Origin of the sequence: Spirosoma spitsbergense DSM 19989 (assembly GCF_000374085.1) — a bacterium.
Lineage (GTDB): Bacteria > Bacteroidota > Bacteroidia > Cytophagales > Spirosomataceae > Spirosoma > Spirosoma spitsbergense.
On record NZ_KB893544.1, the window covers coordinates 1 to 18,962 of the forward strand.

Below are 18,962 nucleotides of genomic sequence, written 5' to 3' on the forward strand. Positions count from 1 at the left end.
AACCCATCAAGAAGCCTCGTGGCCAGGAATTGAGTATGGAGCAGAAAGCCTACAACCAAGCGGTATCGCGAATTCGGGTTCAGGTTGAACACGTGATTGGGAGTACGAAACGATATCGAATCGTTCGGGATGCATGTCGGTTGCGAAAAAGCGATTTTGTGGGTACGGTGATTCACTTGTGCGCTGGCTTGCACAATTTCAGAGTGACACGAAAGCCTGTTCAGTATCCTAATCATCCTAAGCCTAAATTGACATAAACTCTAGTATCACTTCCTGTCTATTTTACTGCTATGAACCCATCTATCGGCAAATACATCATTCTGGTCGGCGCAGCTGTTGTGCTGGCAGGCCTTGTTGTGTACTTCTTTGGGGACAAGCTTAGCTGGATGGGACGCTTACCGGGCGATATCCGGATTGAGGGCAAAAACGGCGGTGGGGTCTACTTTCCTATTGTGACCTGTATTGTCGTCAGCATTCTGCTGAACCTGCTTATCGTTCTGGTTCGTCGTTTTTTCGGGTCGTAGCGTTCGTCGATTTTCCGGTCGGTTCTTCTTCGCGATAGGTGAGTTTATTCAGGTAAAACACCTGACGCTGGTTGGCGTAGTTTTGCGAGGGGGCTATTTTCTGAAACCCATACGCCAGAAAATGTTGCCCATACCAGGCCATCAAATTATCCTGTGCGGAAAAGGTCACCTTTTCGTTTTCCGCATTTGTCTGGAGCTTGAATTTTTCGGTCCCTTTCAGGACCTTATTACCCTGAATCACTTCTGTCGTGATTTCGCCATCGTTTGGGTAGGCGAGTACAATTTGGTCACCCTGCTGCGATACCTGTACCATTTCGGTCAGGTCTTTACTAAGTAGTTCTTTAATGGGAAAGCAATTGTCCCACAAGAGTTTTCCCTGCTTATCGAAACCGCAAATAAAGGCATGCGTATAGCGGAAGCCCTCGTAGCGGTCGGCACCCCGCATGTACGTTCCATACCCGAGGGTACTACCCCGGTATTGGGGATAATATACCTCCGCAACAAGCGTAAGGCCATCAGGAGTGGGTTGCAGGTCGTGTACCAGCAACCGGTAATGAAATTTGTATTCTTTACCTTCCTCTTTTTTCTTTAAAGCCCGGGCCAGCAGTTTTTGCTGACGATTTGGTTTCAAATAATTAAAGAAGTTCTGAAGTTGAGAAAACTCAATGTACTGAATGTCATTGACTGACTCAGTTACCTGCGAACTACCCGTTTCGCCGTGATGAATTCGGGTAACGTAGATGCCCTGAGAATAAGGAGTACAGTCTGTTGAATAATTACCAACCAGTAGTGATTCATTTTCGTTTACCGGGAGTAGCTTTCCCGTAATCAGGCTGTTTTCAGCACCATCAAAATCCTTGATACGGAGCAGTTTACAATCATAATTATAGGTTCTGATCGAAAATTTGCAGTGCCGTTTCAGCGAGTGAACCAGCACGTTTACTTCCCGATGGATCTCGTCAACTTCCAGACTGCTAATCTCCATCCGATTGACATACAGGCCAGGTAATACTTTGGTAGAATGATCAAAGAAAGAAAATGCCATCACCACGGGTCGGCCGTGATGATAACCACTGATATAAGCCTGACTACCCAATACTTTGAACTGGCGTACATCGAACTGATCAATCAAACTACTCTCAAAGAGATCTATAGCTCCATCTTCCAGGTGCAATCGTATAAACTGGTACCGGTCAGTGTCGTATTCGCGGAAGAGATGATAAGCGTACTGATCGGTATTATAGGTTAGCAGTGGTCTAAACTTAAGGTCTTGTTTAAAGGCTACCTGCCAGAGTGATTTCAGGTTAATATCATACTTTTTAAAGTGGAGCGTGACGGGAGTATTATCATAAAAGCCTCCCGTTCGAATTGTCATCAACACACCCCGCTCTGCTAAGGGCGTAACGTCGAACGATTCGGATTCATTTGGGTCAGAGGCAATTTCAATACGCAGGGCCTGAGCCAATTGCGCTAAGGCTGGCTGCATGGCCAGCAATGAGAGCAGGCAAAAAGTAGAACAAAGGATACGGATCATGTAGCCTGATGTGTGAACGCATAGACGAACACGGTTGTATGAAGTTACGAGTAAAAGAAGATATCGCAAAAACGTACGTCAAACAACGACAATTTCTATGCCATCGTATCCATCGGCTGTAAGCTTTGGAGTCGTGTAAATATTATGAAGAACTAACGTTTCAATCCATCGGCGTCGGTTAGGAGTTTCATCTGCTGAGTGAACGTAATGGTTCAATACCATCTTCCCTTTTTAGCCTGACATTAAGGAGGGGATATTCTTGTATTCAGTAAATTTTCCTTATTTTTAGCTGGTTATACGTTAAAAAGCAACATAAAATTTTGCCTTATCAATGAAAAAATGTAAAAATCTACTAATCGCCTTTCTACTGGCCCCTACGCTCCTGTTTGGCCAGGCAAAAAAAGTAACTAAATCTGAAACTAACCGAACGTCGGACCGGCTCGGCAAACTGAAAGCTGAAGCCGTTGCCGCTGTTGAATCCCGTAAAGATCAGGCTCAGCAAATCAACGATATGCTATTTAGTTTTTCGGAACTTGGTTTTCAGGAAGAAGAGTCGTTCAAGTACCTGACTAACCTGCTCGAAAAAGAGGGGTTTACCGTAAAAAAAGGCATTGCCGGTATTCCGACGGCCTGGGTTGCTACCTGGGGATCGGGTAAACCGCTCATCGCTGTAGGCTCTGATATTGACTGTATTCCCAAAGCCAGCCAGAAACCCGGTGTGGCTTACAAAGACCCCATCGTGGAGGGAGCACCCGGTCATGGCGAAGGGCATAATTCTGGTCAGGCGCTTAACATTGTGGCCGTACTAGCTGTAAAACAGCTCATGGAACGGGAGAAAATTCCAGGTACACTCATGCTTTGGCCCGGTGTAGCCGAAGAACTGGTGGGTACCAAAGCGTTTTACGTGCGCGATGGCTATTTCAAGGATGTAGATGCCTGTATCTTCACCCATGTGGGCAATAACCTGGGGGTTTCCTGGGGCGACAATGGTAATAATGGACTGATTTCGGTAAAATTTAATTTTGAAGGTCAGGCAGCCCATGCCGCAGGAGCACCCTGGCGTGGCCGGAGCGCACTAGATGCTGTTGAATTAATGAACATTGGCTGGAACTTCCGGCGCGAACACCTTGAACTGACGCAACGCTCACACTATGTTATTTCCGATGGTGGCGACCAGCCCAATGTTGTACCCTCTAAAGCGGCTGTCTGGTACTACTTTCGCGAACGCACCTATCCCAAAATTAAAGCCCTTTTTGAGAAAGGTGTGAAAACGGCAGAAGGGGCGGCTTTGATGACTGATACGAAATTTACGTACGAAATTCTGGGTTCGGCCTGGCCTGTACATACCAACCGGCCTATGGCGGCTGCTATGTACGACAATATCAAAAAGGTTGGCTTACCCACCTGGTCGGAAGATGATCAGTTACTGGCGCGGGCTTCTCAACTCGAATTACAGGCTCCCAAAGTGGAAGGGTTAGCCACGAAACTGGATTCGATGGGCATGCCTACTTCCTCTGCCCCCGTTGTGATGATGGGTGGTCAGGCTATGACACCCATGGGCGGTGGCTCCGACGACATTGCTGACATCTCCTGGTCGTTACCTACCATTGTGCTGCGTTATCCAAGCAATATTCCGGGCTTACCCGGTCACCACTGGGCCAATGCCATTTCGATGGCAACCCCTATCGCCCACAAAGGCATTGTATACGGTGCCAAGGCCGAAGCCATGACATTGCTGGATTTGCTGTTAAAACCCGAAATCATCAAAGAGGCCTGGGCATACTATAAGGACGAACAGACGAAAGACATCAAGTACGAACCGCTCATCAGTTCGAAAGAACAACCTGCTATCTACCTGAACCAGAAAATTATGGCCGAGTTCAAGCCGAAGCTGGAGAAGTTTTACTACGATCCCAGCAAGTACAAAACGTACCTGGAGCAACTCGGTATCAAGTACCCAACCCTGCGCGATGACCAGCGGGAAGCCGTCAAAAAAGCCGTTGAAAAAGCTGCGGCTGCCAAAGTAGGTTCATCACGGTCAGAATAGTTTTTGACACTGGTATTTTATCCTGGCTCGGATCGAGTGGCCCGAGTCAGGATAAAATGTTAGACAGTGCCTTAATCTACCTGCTTTTCCAGGTAAGCTATCATCTTGGTTAATGCCCGTGACCGATGGCTCATGCCATTTTTTTCTTCTACGCTCATCTCGGCAAAAGTACGATTTTGTCCATCAGGCTGAAATACTGGGTCGTACCCAAATCCACCAATGCCTTTTGGTTCGGTTAAGATTTGACCCTCAATCCGACCTTCGAATTGGTGCTCTACCCCGTGAAGAACGAGTGTGAAGACTGTTACAAACTGAGCCTTCCTGTTGCTATTCCCTGCCAGTTTTTTCAGCAACTTCTCTATATTTTTTTCCGCATCGCGACTACCCGAATAGTGAGCGGAATCGACACCCGGTTCACCATTAAGGGCTTCCACCTCCAGCCCTGAATCATCGGCGAAGCAGGGTGTGCCAAAATGCGTCCATACATAATCTGCCTTCTGGCGTGAGTTACCCGTTATGGTGCCGGAGGTTTCTGGTAATTCAACCGTACAGCCAATGTCGCGGAGTGTTTTGATAATGAACGAGTTACCGAGCTGGTCGGAAACTTCATCCAGTTTATACTTATTATTGGTCGCAAAACAGAGTTCAATCATAAACAAAAAAAGCCGTTTGCAGCAGAAACTGCAAACGGCCATCTGAAAAATGTTGCGGCTTTTTATCGACCCGAAGGTTGCTGTGGCATTTGTGGCATACCAGGCTGAGGTGCCTGACCTTTCTGAATATCCATCAGTTCAATATCAAACAGAAGCACCGAATTAGGTGGAATAGCTTGGTTGCCACGGGGACCATAGGCCAGCGTTGAAGGTATGACCAACGTCGCTTTTTCACCCTTGTGTAGCTTACTAACGCCGTCTTCCCAGCCGGGAATAACCATCCCCACGCCCAACTGGAACTGAGCGGGTTTCCCGCCTGCCTGGGGATTTGTCCGGGAGCTATCAAAAACCTTTCCGTCCAGCAGTTTACCGGTATAGTGTACGGTTACCACTTCTCCCTGCTTAGGCGTAGGGCCGCTACCCGGCTGCGTAACAACATAATACACGCCCGAATCGGTTTTCTGGGCTTTGCCGGTCATGCCATTTTTGGCCAGGTAATTCTGAATTACTTTTTCATCAATACCTTTCTGCTTATCAAAGTCAGCCGCCTGTGTTTTCTTGTATTCTTCTTCGGTTTGTACGTTCATTACTTTAACCGCAATACCAATGTCCGTTCCTTTCTGAACGCCCGGAGGCAGAGGTTGCATGGCTTTGGTAAACAGGGAATCGGCACTGACGTAGAAGGTTGCGCTGTCGCCTTTACCGAGCATGGTTAACCCTTCTTCATAAGAACCTTTGAAAGGTGGAACCTGTAACAGCATCTGAAAAGGGGCGCCTTCCTTGTGGGTGTCGCGCAGTACGGAGTCTTTATTATTCATCAGCGTAAGGTGAAGCGTGAGAATGTCACCGACTTTACCTTTGCGGGTTCCTTCCGTTTGTTCGTGAATTTTGTACTTCAGGCCGTTGTCCGTCACCTGTACGCGGTTTTTACCGCAGGCCGCTACAACAGCGACGAGTAGGGCGGCTTTCCCGAAATTTTTAAGAGACATGAGAAATTAGTTGATTTATTCTTGAATGAGTTTACAGTATTCGATTTATGGTAATGGAACTCAATACGTATTGGCTTATTACCATAAACCCAATACGGCAAATTCATCTAAACAGTTTCCAGCAACTGTTGCTGATACAGGGGTATTACAGCTAAAAGTTTCTCTTCGGTTTCGGCTAATGATAGTTTTGAGCGTCCTCCTGCTGCATTTCGATGCCCTCCTCCATTAAAATGTGTACTGGCCAGATCCCTGACGGAAAAATTACCTATCGACCGAAATGAAATTCGTATTTCGTCTACCCGGTCGATTAGAATAGCAGCCATAACAACTCCTTCAACGGCTAGAGCGTAGTTGACCATACCTTCCGTGTCGCCGGTTCTTGAGCGATACTTTTTTAATTCGGCATCAGTCAGAATAATATAGGCGAACTTGTATTCGGGCAGAACCTTTAGTTTTTCGTTTAGAATGTAACCCAACAACCGAAACTTATCCAGGGATACATTATCAAAAATCCTTCGGTGAATACTACTGACATTAATATTGAGGTCCACCAATACGGCAGCCATTCGGTGCACGTCGCCGGTCGTATTGGAATGACGGAATGAACCTGTATCAGTCATCAGCCCAGCATAGAGGCATTCGCCTATTGGGATATCAATCAGATCTTTATCCCCTAACTGCACTATTAGCCGGAAAACCAATTCGGCAGTAGCCGCAGCTTTGGGGTCCCACAAAGCCACATCCGCAAAGGACTCCGGCTCCAGGTGGTGATCGATTAGTACCTTACGAGCGCGGGACTGCCGTACCATGGGCGCTAGCTCACGAATTCGATCAAGACTTGAGAAATCAAGACAGAAAATAATATCAGCTTCTTCAATGAGTTGACTTATTACCACCCGTTTTTTTTCATCAAATGCAATGACATCGTCGTTACCTGACATCCAGTGAAGGTTCTGCGGGTAATCGGTTGGGGTAATCACGGTAACCTGATGCCCTTTTTTACGAAGGTACCCCGCCAGCCCTAATGATGATCCCATCGCATCGGCATCAGGATTTTGGTGAGTAGTAATCAGCATGGTGTATTTGGAGTTACCGGGTAGTTGCCCCACAATCGCACCAATTGCTTCAATATCTTGCATATATAAACAACCGTAGTTGTAATCGAAACCCAAAAGTACGAATAATACTAATTACGAAGGCCGGTTTACCCATTAGGATGCAAAGGCGCACTGGCTGATTTTAAATTCGGCCATTTACTATACATACGCCTGTAGAGGCTACTGATGGTGGGGTTTGCCAAAAATCGTGGCTTTTTAGCTGAAAGTCTGTACCTTCGCGCCCAATAAAATTTGGATAATACTACTCAGAATGACAACCAACCGAACATTTACTATGATTAAGCCCGATGCCGTAGTGGCCGGGCATACAGGTGCCATTATCAAAATGATTGAAGAAGCAGGTTTCCGGATCGTCGCCATTCGCAAAACACAGTTAACATCTGAGCGGGCAGGACAGTTCTATGCTGTCCATAGCGAACGCCCATTCTACAATGATCTTTGTGCGTATATGTCATCCGGTTCTATTATTCCAATGATTCTGGAAAAAGAGAATGCTGTTGCCGACTTTCGCAAACTTATCGGAGCTACCAACCCGGCTCAGGCTGAGGAAGGTACTATTCGTAAATTGTACGCTAAGTCACTGGAAGCTAATGCTATTCACGGGTCAGATTCAGATGAGAACGCCCAGATTGAAGGTAGCTTCTTTTTCGCCGGTACCGATCAATATTAAGCTAGTCGGCCAGTTTGTTAGTCAATGAGTTGATCAATACCAGCGAATATGCCACTGGTTAACTCATTGACTAATAAACGGGCTGACTCTTTTGATAGTACTTACAAAATTCGCTCAAATCACACTCCCCGCATTTGGGTGAACGGGCCAGGCACACATAGCGCCCATGCAAAATAAGCCAATGATGCGCTTTCGGCACGTATTCTTTAGGAATATGCATCATTAGAGCCTTCTCTACGGCTAGTGGTGTTGTGGCTGTTAGTGGGGCTAATCCTATTCGATGCGAAACCCGGAATACATGGGTATCTACAGCCATAGTCGGCTCATTATAAACAACCGACAAAATCACGTTAGCCGTTTTTCGGCCTACACCGGGCAATGTCTGTAATTCTTCGACGGATGCCGGTATTTTTCCGCTAAATTTTTCCAGCAGTGTTTTTGCCATACCAACCAGATGCTTTGCCTTGTTGTTGGGATAGGAAACACTGCGGATGTAACCAAACACTTCATCAATGGAAGCGGCTGCCAGCGATTCCGGCTCTGGAAATCGGGTAAACAGCGCAGGCGAAATTTGGTTGATTCGCTTATCGGTGCATTGGGCTGATAATATAACCGCGACCAGTAGTTCGTAGGGATTGGAAAAATCCAGCTCCGTTTTAGGATCAGGGTAGTGTTGGGTAAAATAGTCTATAAAGCGATGAAAGCGTTCTTTCTTTTGCATGTGGTAATATAGGTGCAGCCCGGGCAGTAATGTGTGAAGGATATGCCACTTCCAGTTGTATGGTACAACCATGAAGAAGCTTAACCTACAGCGCATAACTGCCCGGGCTGTAAAAAACTAAAATCCACCCGCTGGTTACGAAGATCGTAAACGGGCAGGTGGATTTGCTGGATGATTTTTTGAGTAATTCAGAATAGTCTGAACCGTGTTGGGCCTTGGCTGACGCTCTATCTTATTCATTAAAGCTCTCAGCTCAAGGGCTTCCAGAAAGAAAGTCATCAGATCCGGCTCCGACATTAGGGCGTCTTCAACGAGCAGACTCTCCTCTGGAGAAGTCTCTTCATAGACATACCGGACTACATCATCTTGGGTAAATGTTTTTATCATAACTCGGCGAACGTTTGCTCAGTTGTTTGCGCAAATTAATTAACGCATAACGCATACGTCCCAAAGCCGTGTTGATGCTGACGCCGGTTGCATCGGCTATCTCTTGGAAACTCATTTCCTCGTAGTGCCGCATGATGAGCACCTGACGTTGTTGTTCCGGCAATCGCTGAATCAACTCGCGCAAATGCTCGTGTGTTTCCTGCCGAATCTGGAGTGATTCAACGGAATCCTCCGCAAACTCAAGCGTATTAAACACACTGCTTCCGTCTTCAAACACCACACTGGGGTAGCGTTTATCTTTTCGGAAATAGTCAATCGCCAAGTTGTGAGCTATTCGGATAATCCAGGGTAAGAATTTTCCCTCCTCGTTGTATCTACCCGACTTGAGCGTATCCACGGCCTTTATGAACGTGTCCTGCATCAGGTCTTCCGCTACGTACTGGTCTTTTACGATCAGATAAATAGTGGTATAAATCTTCGATTTGTGCCGTTGCACTAATTTAGCAAAGGCTTTCTCATTACCACGGATGTACAGGGAAATCAACTCACTGTCGTTTACCTGGGCTTTTTCCATTTTCAGTAAGACAATTAGGTAACGTAGAGTTGTGTTTCGATAGTGTATATGAGGTTATGTTTTTTGTAAACTTACTACTATTCAAGACTTGAAAATAAAGGAAAACTATGTCAAAATCCAAATATATATAGCAAAAAATCTGCCAGAGCGTATGTTTTCTTAGAAAAAGTCAATTTACATCGAGAAAAAATACCCTATCGTTGGCGTCTCACAAAGATAGCTTTTTCAGGGAAATAATTGTATTTACGTTATGATTATATCCTTTGGATTCATGTGGTTCCCATTTAGTTTAGTTTCCTCTCAATTTTTTATTGCTTCCTTTAATAAACCACCAATGAAAAAGTCTCAATACGTGTACAAAAGTAAGTATGTATTAGGGATGGTGAGAATGAAAATAAAGCCCTTGCACGCAACACATTGATTTAGTGTAGTTAATCAGTATTTTCGTGTCCCCTATTGTCTTGCCTTATTGCTGTTGAAATTCTATGAGACTCGTTTGGCTTGTACCTCTGATACTACTGCCTGGCTGGTGTGTCACCTGCTTCGCCCAGTCGTGTCCCAAGCTGCCTGAACTAAATTTCGACCGGCGGAGTGACATCTCGTATATAGATAGTCTACTGACTCTGGGCCGAACGCATCGAAAAATAGCTGTCCAATTACCCCAAGGGCGTACCAATGATACGCTTCGGCTGGAAGGTCTCCGCTTTATGTCCATTGTATTTAAGCAAATGAGGGGGGCAGGCTATGACAGTAGCTACTTCTACGCAAAACAGCTGGAAAAAAAAGCCAAAGGATATCACAACAGTCTTTACATCGTTCGGGCTATGATGCTTCAGGAGTACTACTTGAGGGCGGTGAAGGATAACTACCCTCAGGCACTCCAGATTAATCAACAGGCGCTGGAATTATGCAAAAAACTCCCTCCCGAAAGTTCGCCCTGCTGGCAGATACAAATGAACATGGGAGATATCTACAGGCTGTTGAAAGAATATGACAATGCGCTGACGAACTACCGGCTTTCATTAACATTCCTTAGCGCAAACACATCGCTGTCGCCCAAAAACAGAAAACTTCTGATGAGCCAGGCGATAAGCCAGATGGGCGAAATCTACGAAATTCAGGGGCAGTACGGGAAAGCTCGTGGCGCGTATGATTCAAGTCGGCAAATTGCGCTGGAAACTCACTCGAAAGTCAATCTGGCCTATGCCAATGAACGGCTCGGTGATTTTTTTATCAATCGGCACCAGCCAGAAAACGCTATAATGGTTTTTGGCGAAGCATTAACCATCTGGAGTCAATTGGCTGATCGAGCCGGGCAGGCCTCTGTTTGGGCGCGGTTATCGGAATGTTACACACTCACCAATAAGCCAAATCTGGCCATTGAGTATGGTGAGAAAGCGGTGTCTGTTGCGCGGGAAGCGGGCTTTTTACGTATCCGGCAAATGGCAGCTCATTCATTGTATCGTGCCTACCGACTAACTAATCAGCCTGTTCGGGCACTGGCCATGTATGATGAGTACAGCTTGTTGACCGATAGCCTGGAAAATCTCAAACGGGTAGAAGAGTTGTCAGCCATGCAGCAGAAGTATGCTGTGGATCAGGTAATTACAGTTGCCGAAAATGAGCGATACGTGCAACTGCAACAATTGACCAATGTGCGACGGGAAGCTGAACTGGAACGATTGCGGGCGGAATCAGAACGTAATCAGTTAGTAGCTAAAACCCGCATGAGTCAACTTAAGCAGTCGATAGAAACAGAACACCTGAAGGCTGAGTCGCAAAAGAACCGTCTGGAGCAGCTGGCGAACATTGACAAGCTACGGCGTGATATTGAACAGGCCGATTTGCTTAGGATCGTTCTGGTTGGGGGTATAGCTATGTTGTGGGGTTTTATTGCTGTTTATTACCGGAAGAACCGATTAATCAGTCGGCAAAAACGAGAAATTGAAGGCCTCAATCACGATCTGGAAGATAAAGTGCTGGCAAGAACGGCCGAATTAAAGCTGGCTAACGATCAACTGAGGGCTAAAAATCGGGAGATTGAAGAGGCTTTACTACGTGGCCAAACGCTCGAACGAAAGCGAATGGCCGCTGATCTACACGATAACCTGGGTGGACTGTTAGCTGCCATCCGAACGAGTTTATCCGCACTTAATCCCGACAGAATGGCTGATGGGGAGCAAAAGATCTACCATAATCTGCTAACTATGAGCAAAGAGGCATTCGCCGAGGTGCGTTATTTGTCACACAACCTCCAACCCGATGAACTGGAAAAACAGGGCCTGGCTGAAGCCCTCACCCGGCTGGTCGATAAGTTAAATCATACCCAGAAGATCGAGTTTCATTTAGACCACGCCGAATTATCCCGGTTAGGCAAAACCACGGAGTTTAATTTATATTCAATCTGTATTGAATTGTGCAGCAATATCATCCGTCACTCCGAAGCAACACAAAGCGACATCCTGTTTAAGCGATTTGCCAATGAGTTAAATATGATTGTAAAGGATAATGGCTGTGGGATGAATCCAGATGATGCAACGGGTATGGGGTTGCGTAATATTCAGGCCCGGATGGAGTTGATTCAGGGTCGTTACGAAATCCACTCCGGTGTGGGTGAAGGAACGACCTTCATTTTTATTCTGCCATTGAACAAAGCCTAACCGAGGCTTACTTAATTAACCTGTCCTTCTACCAGAAAACTGTTTTTGTCGAAATACGGAAGTTTCTGGAATCCTGATAGCCTGTAATGGTTTACGCGCCATTGACCTCCAGTTGGACCACTTTCCAGCAAAAGATTGCGCTCAGATGAATATAAAGGGTTGCTGGTTTGCAAAAACGCTTCAATCCGGCGCGGCTGGTGTGTTACAGAATCGACCTGTACTATAAGAGACTGAACGGTTAGTTGATCGGCTGAATTTTTCAGCGTGTATTGGTACGTGAGTGAATCGGGTCGGGTAATCTGATAACTGGTTCGGAGAGCTGGTTTATTGATGTCGGCCTGCGTGAATAAGGCCAGTTCACGGCTCCAGTTAATTTCGCGGGTATGCTGCTGACTTCGGGTATCATTGATACTGACGGCCTTTCTTACCAATGGCTTCCGCACCGAGAGATCCGCGATTTGCTGCTTAACAAACCCCAGTACATCATAATAAACGTTTGGCTGATCTTGGCGGGCGGGATTGGTACAACTACTGATGACGAATTGTAATAGTATAAAAACAGAGAAAATAAAACGCATAAATCAGGGCAAAACGGTGCTGGTTTGGAAAGACCTTACAAAACTTCCAACACGTTTTTTGGTAAATCGGTTTGGGTAATCAATTTCTAACCCAAATTTGCATTTAGTTTGAAGGAAAGGTGTTGTCCATAAGAAGAAAGATGCGAAACCGTCCTTTTGTCTTTCTTCTTATATCTTCTGTTTAGTCGTCTCTTTATTTGATTCTATGGAATACGATGTGATTTTTATAGGTTCGGGACCCGGTGGTTATACCGGGGCCATTCGCTGTGCCCAACTTGGTCTGAAAACGGCTATTATTGAAAAATATCCGACTCTTGGCGGAACGTGTTTAAACGTTGGCTGCATTCCGTCGAAAGCCCTGCTCGACTCGTCAGAGCATTACTTCAATGCCGCTCACACTTTTGCTGAGCACGGTATCAAGTTAAATGACCTGGAGGTTGATCTGGGGCAGATGATCGCACGGAAGGCCAACGTTGTCGATCAGACTACGAAGGGAATAACCTACCTGATGAAGAAAAATAAGATTGACGAGTTACATGGCCTGGGGTCATTCGTTGATCCTCATACTATCAAAATAACGAAGGACGATGGATCAGAACAAACCATCAAAGGTAAAAACATCGTGATTGCCACTGGCTCGAAACCTTCGTCATTTCCCTCCATGCCGATTGATAAGAAGCGGGTTATTACGTCTACTGAAGCGCTGACGCTTACCGAAATACCAAAACACATGATTGTGATTGGTGCCGGGGTGATTGGTGCCGAATTAGGCTCTGTATACGCCCGACTTGGGTCGAAGGTGTCGTTTGTGGAGTTTTTCGATTCCATGATACCGACAATGGATAAAACAATGGGCAAGGAATTGCAGAAATCCATCAAAAAGCTCGGTGCCGATTTTTACTTCAGCCATAAGGTGACCAAGGTTGAAAACAAAGGCGACGAAGTCGTGGTGACAATGGATACGCCCAAAGGCGAAAGCACTACCCTCACCGGCGACTACTGCCTGGTATCCGTTGGTCGTCGGCCCTATACGGACGGCTTGAATCTGGAAGCTGCCGGGTTGCAAACGGACGCGAAGGGCAAGCTTGACGTCGACAACCACCTGCGTACCAGCGTACCGCACATCTACGCCTTGGGCGATGTGATTCGGGGGGCTATGCTGGCGCACAAGGCGGAAGAAGAAGGGACCTTCATTGCCGAAACCATTGTGGGTCAAAAACCTCATATCCACTACAAGCTGATTCCGGGCGTGGTGTACACCTGGCCGGAAGTAGCTTCTGTAGGATACACCGAAGAGGAAGTGAAGCAGGAGGGTCTTCCCTACAAAGTAGGGTCTTTCCCGTTTAAGGCATTAGGCCGGGCGCGGGCCAGTATGGACATCGATGGCCTGGTGAAGGTACTGGCACATAAAGAAACCGACGAGATTCTGGGGGTTCACATTATTGGTGCCCGTGCCGCCGACATTATTGCCGAAGCTGTAGTGGCCATGGAGTTCCGGGCATCGGCCGAAGATGTGTCGCGTATGTCACACGCACACCCAACCTATACCGAAGCCTTCAAAGAAGCCTGTCTGGCCGCTACGGATAACCGGGCTATTAATATGTAATTTACCAGTGAAAGAACAAAAGCCCGGCTGCTGTGAGGTAGCCGGGCTTTTTATGTTTGAAATCTATAACTTTGAGGTAAATCAAAGCTACCTGCTTATGCCTGTTATCTCGATGTTCTATGGTATTATCATTCGTATGTTTTACTTCGATAATAAAGAACATCATCTACCTCATATCCATGTAGAGTACTCTGGACAAAATGCTGTTGTTTCTATACCAGCAGGAGATTTACTTACGGGTAAATTCCCTGCCGGAAAATTGAAACTGGTACAAGCCTGGATAGAAATTCACGAAGACGAATTAATGGCAAACTGGCAATTAGCAACCGAAGGTAGCACTGTTTTTAAGATAGATGCATTGAAATAGATAGTATGAGAATCCTGACTACTATAGCACCCTTGCCTGACTACAGACTTGCCTGTACATTTGAAGATGGAACAGAGAAGATTGCTAATATTACCCAATACCTTCATTCAGAAGTATTTAAACCTTTGACCGACCTAAGGCTATTTAATATGGTGCAGAATCGGCAATATTACGTGGAATGGCTTGATGGCGAGGTCGACTTGAGCGCCGATACGTTATGGTACATAGGCGAACTGATAGAAGCCTAGATACCATACCTGACCGCTACCGATAACCGGGCGATTAATATGTAATTTACCAGTGAAAGAACAAAAGCCCGGCTGCTGTGAGGTAGCCGGGCTTTTCTGTATCTTGCCTGCTTAATCTATACAACTCCTGAATGATGAAAAAAACGCTTACACTTCTCTTAAGCCTGCTTGTTAGTTATAGCTATGCTCAAAATGCTGACTCGGTTGCCATCCGAAAAATTTACAATGAAGCGCTCTCGAATGGTAAATCCTATGAGTGGCTACGACACCTCACCAAGCAGATCGGCCCCCGACTAAGCGGCTCTGCCGGTGCCCAAAAAGCCGTTGACTGGACGAAACTGGTAATGGAGCAACAGGGTTTTGATCGAGTATTTTTGCAGGACGTCATGGTGCCCCATTGGGTTCGTGGTGCAAAAGAGGAAGCCTTTATTCACATCGGAAAACAGAAAATGACGGTGCCTATTGCTGCCCTGGGCGGTTCGGTGGCGACACCGCCGAGAGGTATCGAAGCGCAGGTAATTGAGGTGAAAAGTTTCCCCGAATTACGGGCACTCGGTCCTGAGAAGGTAAAGGGTAAAATCGTGTTTTACAACCGCCCGATGGACCCGACGAAAATTAACACATTCGAAGCCTACGGTGGAGCCGTAGACCAGCGCGCTAATGGGGCAACCGAAGCGGCCAAACTCGGTGCCGTCGGGGCTATTGTTCGCTCCATGACCAATGTACACGACGACAACCCGCACGTGGGCGGCATGCGCTATGGCACTGGCGTTGCGCTGATTCCAACAGCCGCCATTAGTACCAACGGAGCTGATTTGCTCAGCAAGTCCCTGAAAGAAAATCCGTCCCTGACTTTCTATTTCAAACAGAATTGCGAAACTCTGCCCGATGCTAAATCCTATAACGTAGTCGGTGAAATTAAGGGTAGTGAAAAACCCGACGAAATTATTGTGGTGGGCGGACACCTGGATTCCTGGGACCTGGCCGAAGGTGCTCATGATGACGGTGCCGGTTGTGTACAGTCGATGGAAGTGCTGCGAATCATGAAAGCCCTGGGCATTAAGCCTAAGCGGACCATCCGGGCGGTCATGTTTATGAACGAAGAGAACGGCCTGCGTGGCGGAGTTCAATACGCTGACCTGGCAAAGAAAAACAACGAAAAACACATTGCAGCCGTCGAGTCCGACAATGGTGGTTTTACACCGCGTGGTTTCGGTATTGTCGGAAAACCCGAGCAGCGGGAAAAAATCATGGCCTGGAAACCATTGTTGTCTCCCTACGGACTAGCTGAAATCGGGCCGGGTGGAGGAGGGGCCGATATTGGTCCCCTTGCTCAAACGGGCACCGTGTTACTAGGCTTTAAACCTGATTCGCAGCGGTACTTTGATTACCATCATACAACGGTCGACCGGTTTGAAGCCGTTAGTCAGCGTGAGCTGGAATTGGGAGCAGCGTCTATGGCGGCAATAGTTTACCTACTGGATGCGTATGGTTTGTGATAGGTAGCTTACAGGTTTTTATCAATGATTTTCGTTGCTTCCTCGAGCGCGCCCGGTAAGGGCGCGCTTCGTTTTACAATCTTACCTTTTCGATTAATGACCATAGCCGAAATTTCGTCATTGGCCCTGAATCGACTTATGGCATCCATGAGCTGATCATCCGTCAATAGCAGATGGTCGCCGGAGAGGTTGCGCCGGGTGGCAAATTCGGGCCAGAGGTTTTTGTCGTTGTCTGACATGGGGACGTATATCAACGCAAAATCGCGCGGACTGTAGGTGTTGCGTACCCGCTGGGCATCGAGCGCGGCCTGTCGGCCAGCTTCATTACTAGGGGAGGTGAGTAGCAGGTAAATTACCTTTCCCCGGTTGGCATCGATAACCTGGTCTAATAGTCCAGAACCGCTGCCGAAATCATTGCGGGTAACGAACACACCGGGCGAAATTTCCAGTGCAGCGGTTCGCGTACCAGCTTTACGCAACGTTTGCATAGCTGACCTGATTCGGGTACTGTCTTTTACTTCCAGTCCGTACAGCTCATCCAGCGATGCCGCTAGTTTTGAATCCCTGATCTGAGGACGGGCGTAATCGTACAGCAACCGGGCGAAATTAAGCGTCAAACCGGGCAGCGTCGTCGTCAGCCAGTAAGCAGCCAGGTAATCGACGGCGGTGCTATCGTATTGCCGTATACTTCGCTGAATGAGTGTTTCGTAATTAACCAGGCGCTGGAGCGTATCCGGGCTCCGTTTCACCAACCCATCGAAAAACCGTAAATCGGCGGCCCGGGCGGAGTTTTGCTGGGCATAATCGCGAAGCCGGGTACGCTCATCAGCCGTAAGGTTTTTGCCGTATCGCTCCAGCAAAAGAGCCAGCGCCCGCACGGTGATGCCGTTGGTTCGGGTACTGGCATCAGTCGTGAGCCGTTGGGTAGCATAAGCCGCAAATCGGTTCATGGCTGATGCGCGGGCCGCCGTGAGCAGAATATTGTTAGGAGGCCGGAGCGAATCATCTAAAGAAGTAGGCAACTTTTCATTTTCATACGTGGCTTTATCGTACAGAAAAGCAGCCGCGTTGTAGGTATTGTTTCCGGCAATCCAGCGAGCCGTTAGCGGAAACGGTTTCTCTTTCGTTGCAAACTGCCGGAACGGAGCCTGGTAGGCCGTAGAGAGCGACCGAAACGCATCGACGTTATTGCGGTTTTCAACCATCTCCGAAAGCTTTTTGCCATCGGGTTTGTCGGGGTAAGTAGCTTCAAACGCTTTGTAGCGGGCAAACTGTTGGTTCACCTGCGCATTTACCCCACCAAACCTGAAAGGAACGGCCATTGAGAAGAGTGAGTCGGCATTTAGGTCAAGCGTGAGCGTACCGGGAGCGGCCAGAAACGCGGTTGAAATACGTCCGTAGTTAAAATACATTTCCTCCTGCGGATAAATCAGCGGCATCGTAACCCGGAATGTTCCGTCAACACTCAGCGGAGCAGGCCGTACCAGCTCCCTATTAGCCTGCAATACGTTGTTTCGGCTGATTAGTACGGTAGAGGCTTCCCGGTACATCCGGGCCGATAGATTACGAATACGGCCCGTTACGATGACAGAGTCCGTTTGGGCCTGACTTGAAAAAGGGAATAAGAAGGGTATAACGAATAAGTTAATCAGAATACAGAAACGTTTTTTCATTGCTTTAGTAAGAACAGACAAAGCAATAACAAACGAAAACCCCAAACAGTCAACTGCTTATTAAAAAAGCTGCAGGCTCACTTCGTTTTTATGCCGTGATAGTCCTCCTGTTCTTCATAGTCAGTGCGTAGAGGATGGCCAACCCAATCGGTCGGCAGCAGAATTCGGCGAAGGTCGGGGTGATGCTCAAAATGAATACCAACCAGGTCGAAGGCTTCACGCTCGTGCCAGTCGGCGGTGCGCCAGATGTGGGCAATGCTTGGTACAGATGGTAGTTTGGCCGAACCGGTAGCCCGGGATACAATGACCTTCATCATCAGATTGTGTTCGTACGGAATAGACGTGAGGTTATAAACGACCTCCATCGTATCGGCTTCCGGGCCGTTATCGATGCCGGTAACGCAGGCCAGCAGATCGAAAAAGAGCCGGTCATCGTCACGCAGAAACTGACAGATAGCTACCAATCTAGCTGCTGGAACGGTAAGGTATGGTTGTAAGTTCTGAGTACTAATCTGAATATCAGTCCCAAATTGGTCAGTAAGGAGGTCAGTTAGTTCAGGGAAGGTCATACATAGATTAATACGGATTCGTATCAGGACTACTACGGGTGTCTATAATTCGAAGAACCGTTATTACTTGGTTGTTTACTTCATAACAGATGACATTGAATTTGTCAATCTTCACTTTTCTAACGTCAGGCACTTTTTCAGATAGGAATCCAACACTTGGCATGGATTCGATCAGGTCCAGTTTTTGGTAATAACTATCTACAAAGCGAATCGCCAGTTCCGGTGACCACTGCTCGTCCAAAAATTCAATGACTTTTATCAGGTCAGCTTCCGCTAAATCGGATACAATTAGCCTCGGGCCGACAGCCATTGTTCTATTTTTTGCTTGTGTTCGGCCATTGTGCTGTACTTGCCGTTTCTGACATCTTCCCGGGCTTTTTCCAGTCCAGCTACCTGTTCATCCGTTAGGTCGTCCAGTATATCATACTCGCGGGACAGAATCCGACTTACTTCGGCCAGAATTGTCTCGTCTTCTATCTCATCCACTAAGTGATGGATTTTGCTTTTCATTTCCTGAATGCTCATAACGTATTGGCTTAGTTACT

General features: G+C 47.1%; 21 protein-coding genes. 9 read left to right on the forward strand and 12 right to left on the reverse strand.

Annotated features, from left to right (window positions below; genetic code table 11):
* A partial coding sequence (locus tag B157_RS35445; RefSeq protein WP_020604088.1) for a transposase family protein occupies positions 1-257 on the forward strand: 257 nt, incomplete at its 5' end.
* A 33-nt stretch (positions 258-290) separates the two neighbouring features.
* Positions 291-524 (forward strand): DUF2905 domain-containing protein, encoded by a 234-nt coding sequence (locus B157_RS0114845; RefSeq protein WP_020604089.1) that lies wholly within the window; start codon positions 291-293, stop codon positions 522-524.
* Here B157_RS0114845 and B157_RS0114850 read toward each other — a convergent pair.
* Complete coding sequence (locus B157_RS0114850) at positions 490-2,058, reverse strand: hypothetical protein (RefSeq protein WP_020604090.1); 1,569 nt, start codon at positions 2,056-2,058, stop codon at positions 490-492. The two genes, B157_RS0114845 and B157_RS0114850, sit on opposite strands and share 35 nt — an antisense overlap.
* 331 nt (positions 2,059-2,389) lie before the next feature.
* Here B157_RS0114850 and B157_RS0114855 point away from each other — a divergent pair, with 331 nt between their 5' ends.
* Positions 2,390-4,105, forward strand: a complete 1,716-nt coding sequence (locus tag B157_RS0114855) for a peptidase dimerization domain-containing protein (protein WP_020604091.1) — start codon at positions 2,390-2,392, stop codon at positions 4,103-4,105.
* Positions 4,106-4,176: 71 nt separating this feature from the next.
* Here the strand turns inward: B157_RS0114855 and rdgB are convergent, their stop codons facing one another.
* From rdgB to B157_RS0114870, 3 genes are all read right to left on the reverse strand, one after another.
* Entirely contained in the window at positions 4,177-4,758 is a 582-nt protein-coding gene (gene rdgB / locus B157_RS0114860; RefSeq protein ID WP_026308711.1) for an RdgB/HAM1 family non-canonical purine NTP pyrophosphatase, read from the reverse strand.
* Between the two features lie 62 nt (positions 4,759-4,820).
* On the reverse strand, positions 4,821-5,747 hold the full coding sequence (locus B157_RS0114865) for an FKBP-type peptidyl-prolyl cis-trans isomerase (protein WP_020604093.1): 927 nt from the start codon (positions 5,745-5,747) through the stop codon (positions 4,821-4,823).
* A 107-nt stretch (positions 5,748-5,854) separates the two neighbouring features.
* Positions 5,855-6,919, reverse strand: a complete 1,065-nt coding sequence (locus tag B157_RS0114870) for a DHH family phosphoesterase (protein WP_020604094.1) — start codon at positions 6,917-6,919, stop codon at positions 5,855-5,857.
* A gap of 196 nt (positions 6,920-7,115) precedes the next feature.
* On the opposite strand from B157_RS0114870, the gene B157_RS0114875 reads away from it, so the two are divergent.
* A complete protein-coding gene (locus B157_RS0114875) occupies positions 7,116-7,535 on the forward strand; it encodes a nucleoside-diphosphate kinase (protein WP_020604095.1) in 420 nt (139 codons plus the stop codon).
* A gap of 70 nt (positions 7,536-7,605) precedes the next feature.
* Here B157_RS0114875 and nth read toward each other — a convergent pair whose 3' ends face one another.
* From nth to B157_RS0114890, 3 genes are all read right to left on the reverse strand, one after another.
* Positions 7,606-8,256 (reverse strand): endonuclease III, encoded by a 651-nt coding sequence (gene nth, locus B157_RS0114880; protein ID WP_020604096.1) that lies wholly within the window; start codon positions 8,254-8,256, stop codon positions 7,606-7,608.
* A gap of 135 nt (positions 8,257-8,391) precedes the next feature.
* Entirely contained in the window at positions 8,392-8,643 is a 252-nt protein-coding gene (locus B157_RS39760) for a hypothetical protein (RefSeq protein ID WP_020604097.1), read from the reverse strand.
* Positions 8,618-9,217 carry an RNA polymerase sigma factor gene (locus tag B157_RS0114890; RefSeq protein ID WP_018617705.1) on the reverse strand — a complete coding sequence of 200 codons (600 nt, stop codon included), beginning with the start codon at positions 9,215-9,217 and terminating at the stop codon, positions 8,618-8,620. The genes B157_RS39760 and B157_RS0114890 overlap by 26 nt, the downstream gene beginning before the upstream one ends.
* Before the next feature lie 485 nt (positions 9,218-9,702).
* On the opposite strand from B157_RS0114890, the gene B157_RS0114895 reads away from it, so the two are divergent.
* On the forward strand, positions 9,703-11,877 hold the full coding sequence (locus tag B157_RS0114895; RefSeq protein ID WP_026308712.1) for a tetratricopeptide repeat-containing sensor histidine kinase: 2,175 nt from the start codon (positions 9,703-9,705) through the stop codon (positions 11,875-11,877).
* 11 nt (positions 11,878-11,888) lie between these two features.
* Here B157_RS0114895 and B157_RS0114900 read toward each other — a convergent pair whose 3' ends face one another.
* Entirely contained in the window at positions 11,889-12,455 is a 567-nt protein-coding gene (locus tag B157_RS0114900; protein WP_020604099.1) for a hypothetical protein, read from the reverse strand.
* Positions 12,456-12,660: 205 nt separating this feature from the next.
* On the opposite strand from B157_RS0114900, the gene lpdA reads away from it, so the two are divergent.
* The 4 genes from lpdA (at position 12,661) to B157_RS0114920 (ending at position 16,175) form a co-directional block, all read left to right on the forward strand.
* Positions 12,661-14,061 carry a dihydrolipoyl dehydrogenase gene (lpdA, locus tag B157_RS0114905; RefSeq protein WP_020604100.1) on the forward strand — a complete coding sequence of 467 codons (1,401 nt, stop codon included), beginning with the start codon at positions 12,661-12,663 and terminating at the stop codon, positions 14,059-14,061.
* Between the two features lie 7 nt (positions 14,062-14,068).
* The gene (locus B157_RS0114910) at positions 14,069-14,428 is read left to right on the forward strand and encodes a DUF4160 domain-containing protein (protein ID WP_020604101.1); all 360 of its coding nucleotides are present in this window, start codon (positions 14,069-14,071) and stop codon (positions 14,426-14,428) included.
* Between the two features lie 5 nt (positions 14,429-14,433).
* Complete coding sequence (locus tag B157_RS0114915; protein ID WP_020604102.1) at positions 14,434-14,676, forward strand: DUF2442 domain-containing protein; 243 nt, start codon at positions 14,434-14,436, stop codon at positions 14,674-14,676.
* Positions 14,677-14,810: 134 nt separating this feature from the next.
* Positions 14,811-16,175: a M28 family peptidase gene (locus B157_RS0114920; RefSeq protein ID WP_026308714.1), complete on the forward strand. Its 1,365-nt coding sequence runs from the start codon at positions 14,811-14,813 to the stop codon at positions 16,173-16,175.
* A gap of 8 nt (positions 16,176-16,183) precedes the next feature.
* On the opposite strand, the gene B157_RS0114925 is transcribed toward B157_RS0114920, so the two are convergent.
* The 4 genes from B157_RS0114925 to B157_RS0114940 form a co-directional block, all read right to left on the reverse strand.
* Entirely contained in the window at positions 16,184-17,848 is a 1,665-nt protein-coding gene (locus B157_RS0114925; protein WP_020604104.1) for a hypothetical protein, read from the reverse strand.
* A 77-nt stretch (positions 17,849-17,925) separates the two neighbouring features.
* Positions 17,926-18,417, reverse strand: a complete 492-nt coding sequence (locus B157_RS0114930; protein WP_026308715.1) for an NADH-quinone oxidoreductase subunit C — start codon at positions 18,415-18,417, stop codon at positions 17,926-17,928.
* Positions 18,418-18,424: 7 nt separating this feature from the next.
* A complete protein-coding gene (locus B157_RS0114935; RefSeq protein ID WP_020604106.1) occupies positions 18,425-18,727 on the reverse strand; it encodes a type II toxin-antitoxin system RelE/ParE family toxin in 303 nt (100 codons plus the stop codon).
* Positions 18,706-18,942 (reverse strand): hypothetical protein, encoded by a 237-nt coding sequence (locus B157_RS0114940; protein WP_020604107.1) that lies wholly within the window; start codon positions 18,940-18,942, stop codon positions 18,706-18,708. Before B157_RS0114940 ends, B157_RS0114935 begins: the two co-directional genes overlap by 22 nt.
* Positions 18,943-18,962 lie beyond the last annotated feature (20 nt).

Coding starts and splice junctions, on each gene's coding strand:
- B157_RS0114915 (WP_020604102.1), top strand. CDS start 14,434: ATGAGAATCCTGACTACTATAGCACCCTTGCCTGACTACAGACTTGCC.
- B157_RS0114925 (WP_020604104.1), bottom strand. CDS start 17,848: ATGAAAAAACGTTTCTGTATTCTGATTAACTTATTCGTTATACCCTTC.
- B157_RS0114855 (WP_020604091.1), top strand. CDS start 2,390: ATGAAAAAATGTAAAAATCTACTAATCGCCTTTCTACTGGCCCCTACG.
- B157_RS0114865 (WP_020604093.1), bottom strand. CDS start 5,747: ATGTCTCTTAAAAATTTCGGGAAAGCCGCCCTACTCGTCGCTGTTGTA.
- B157_RS0114850 (WP_020604090.1), bottom strand. CDS start 2,058: ATGATCCGTATCCTTTGTTCTACTTTTTGCCTGCTCTCATTGCTGGCC.
- B157_RS0114900 (WP_020604099.1), bottom strand. CDS start 12,455: ATGCGTTTTATTTTCTCTGTTTTTATACTATTACAATTCGTCATCAGT.
- B157_RS0114875 (WP_020604095.1), top strand. CDS start 7,116: ATGACAACCAACCGAACATTTACTATGATTAAGCCCGATGCCGTAGTG.
- B157_RS0114935 (WP_020604106.1), bottom strand. CDS start 18,727: ATGGCTGTCGGCCCGAGGCTAATTGTATCCGATTTAGCGGAAGCTGAC.
- rdgB (WP_026308711.1), bottom strand. CDS start 4,758: ATGATTGAACTCTGTTTTGCGACCAATAATAAGTATAAACTGGATGAA.
- B157_RS0114920 (WP_026308714.1), top strand. CDS start 14,811: ATGAAAAAAACGCTTACACTTCTCTTAAGCCTGCTTGTTAGTTATAGC.
- B157_RS0114895 (WP_026308712.1), top strand. CDS start 9,703: ATGAGACTCGTTTGGCTTGTACCTCTGATACTACTGCCTGGCTGGTGT.
- B157_RS0114940 (WP_020604107.1), bottom strand. CDS start 18,942: ATGAGCATTCAGGAAATGAAAAGCAAAATCCATCACTTAGTGGATGAG.
- B157_RS39760 (WP_020604097.1), bottom strand. CDS start 8,643: ATGATAAAAACATTTACCCAAGATGATGTAGTCCGGTATGTCTATGAA.
- B157_RS0114890 (WP_018617705.1), bottom strand. CDS start 9,217: ATGGAAAAAGCCCAGGTAAACGACAGTGAGTTGATTTCCCTGTACATC.
- B157_RS0114930 (WP_026308715.1), bottom strand. CDS start 18,417: ATGACCTTCCCTGAACTAACTGACCTCCTTACTGACCAATTTGGGACT.
- B157_RS0114845 (WP_020604089.1), top strand. CDS start 291: ATGAACCCATCTATCGGCAAATACATCATTCTGGTCGGCGCAGCTGTT.
- nth (WP_020604096.1), bottom strand. CDS start 8,256: ATGCAAAAGAAAGAACGCTTTCATCGCTTTATAGACTATTTTACCCAA.
- lpdA (WP_020604100.1), top strand. CDS start 12,661: ATGGAATACGATGTGATTTTTATAGGTTCGGGACCCGGTGGTTATACC.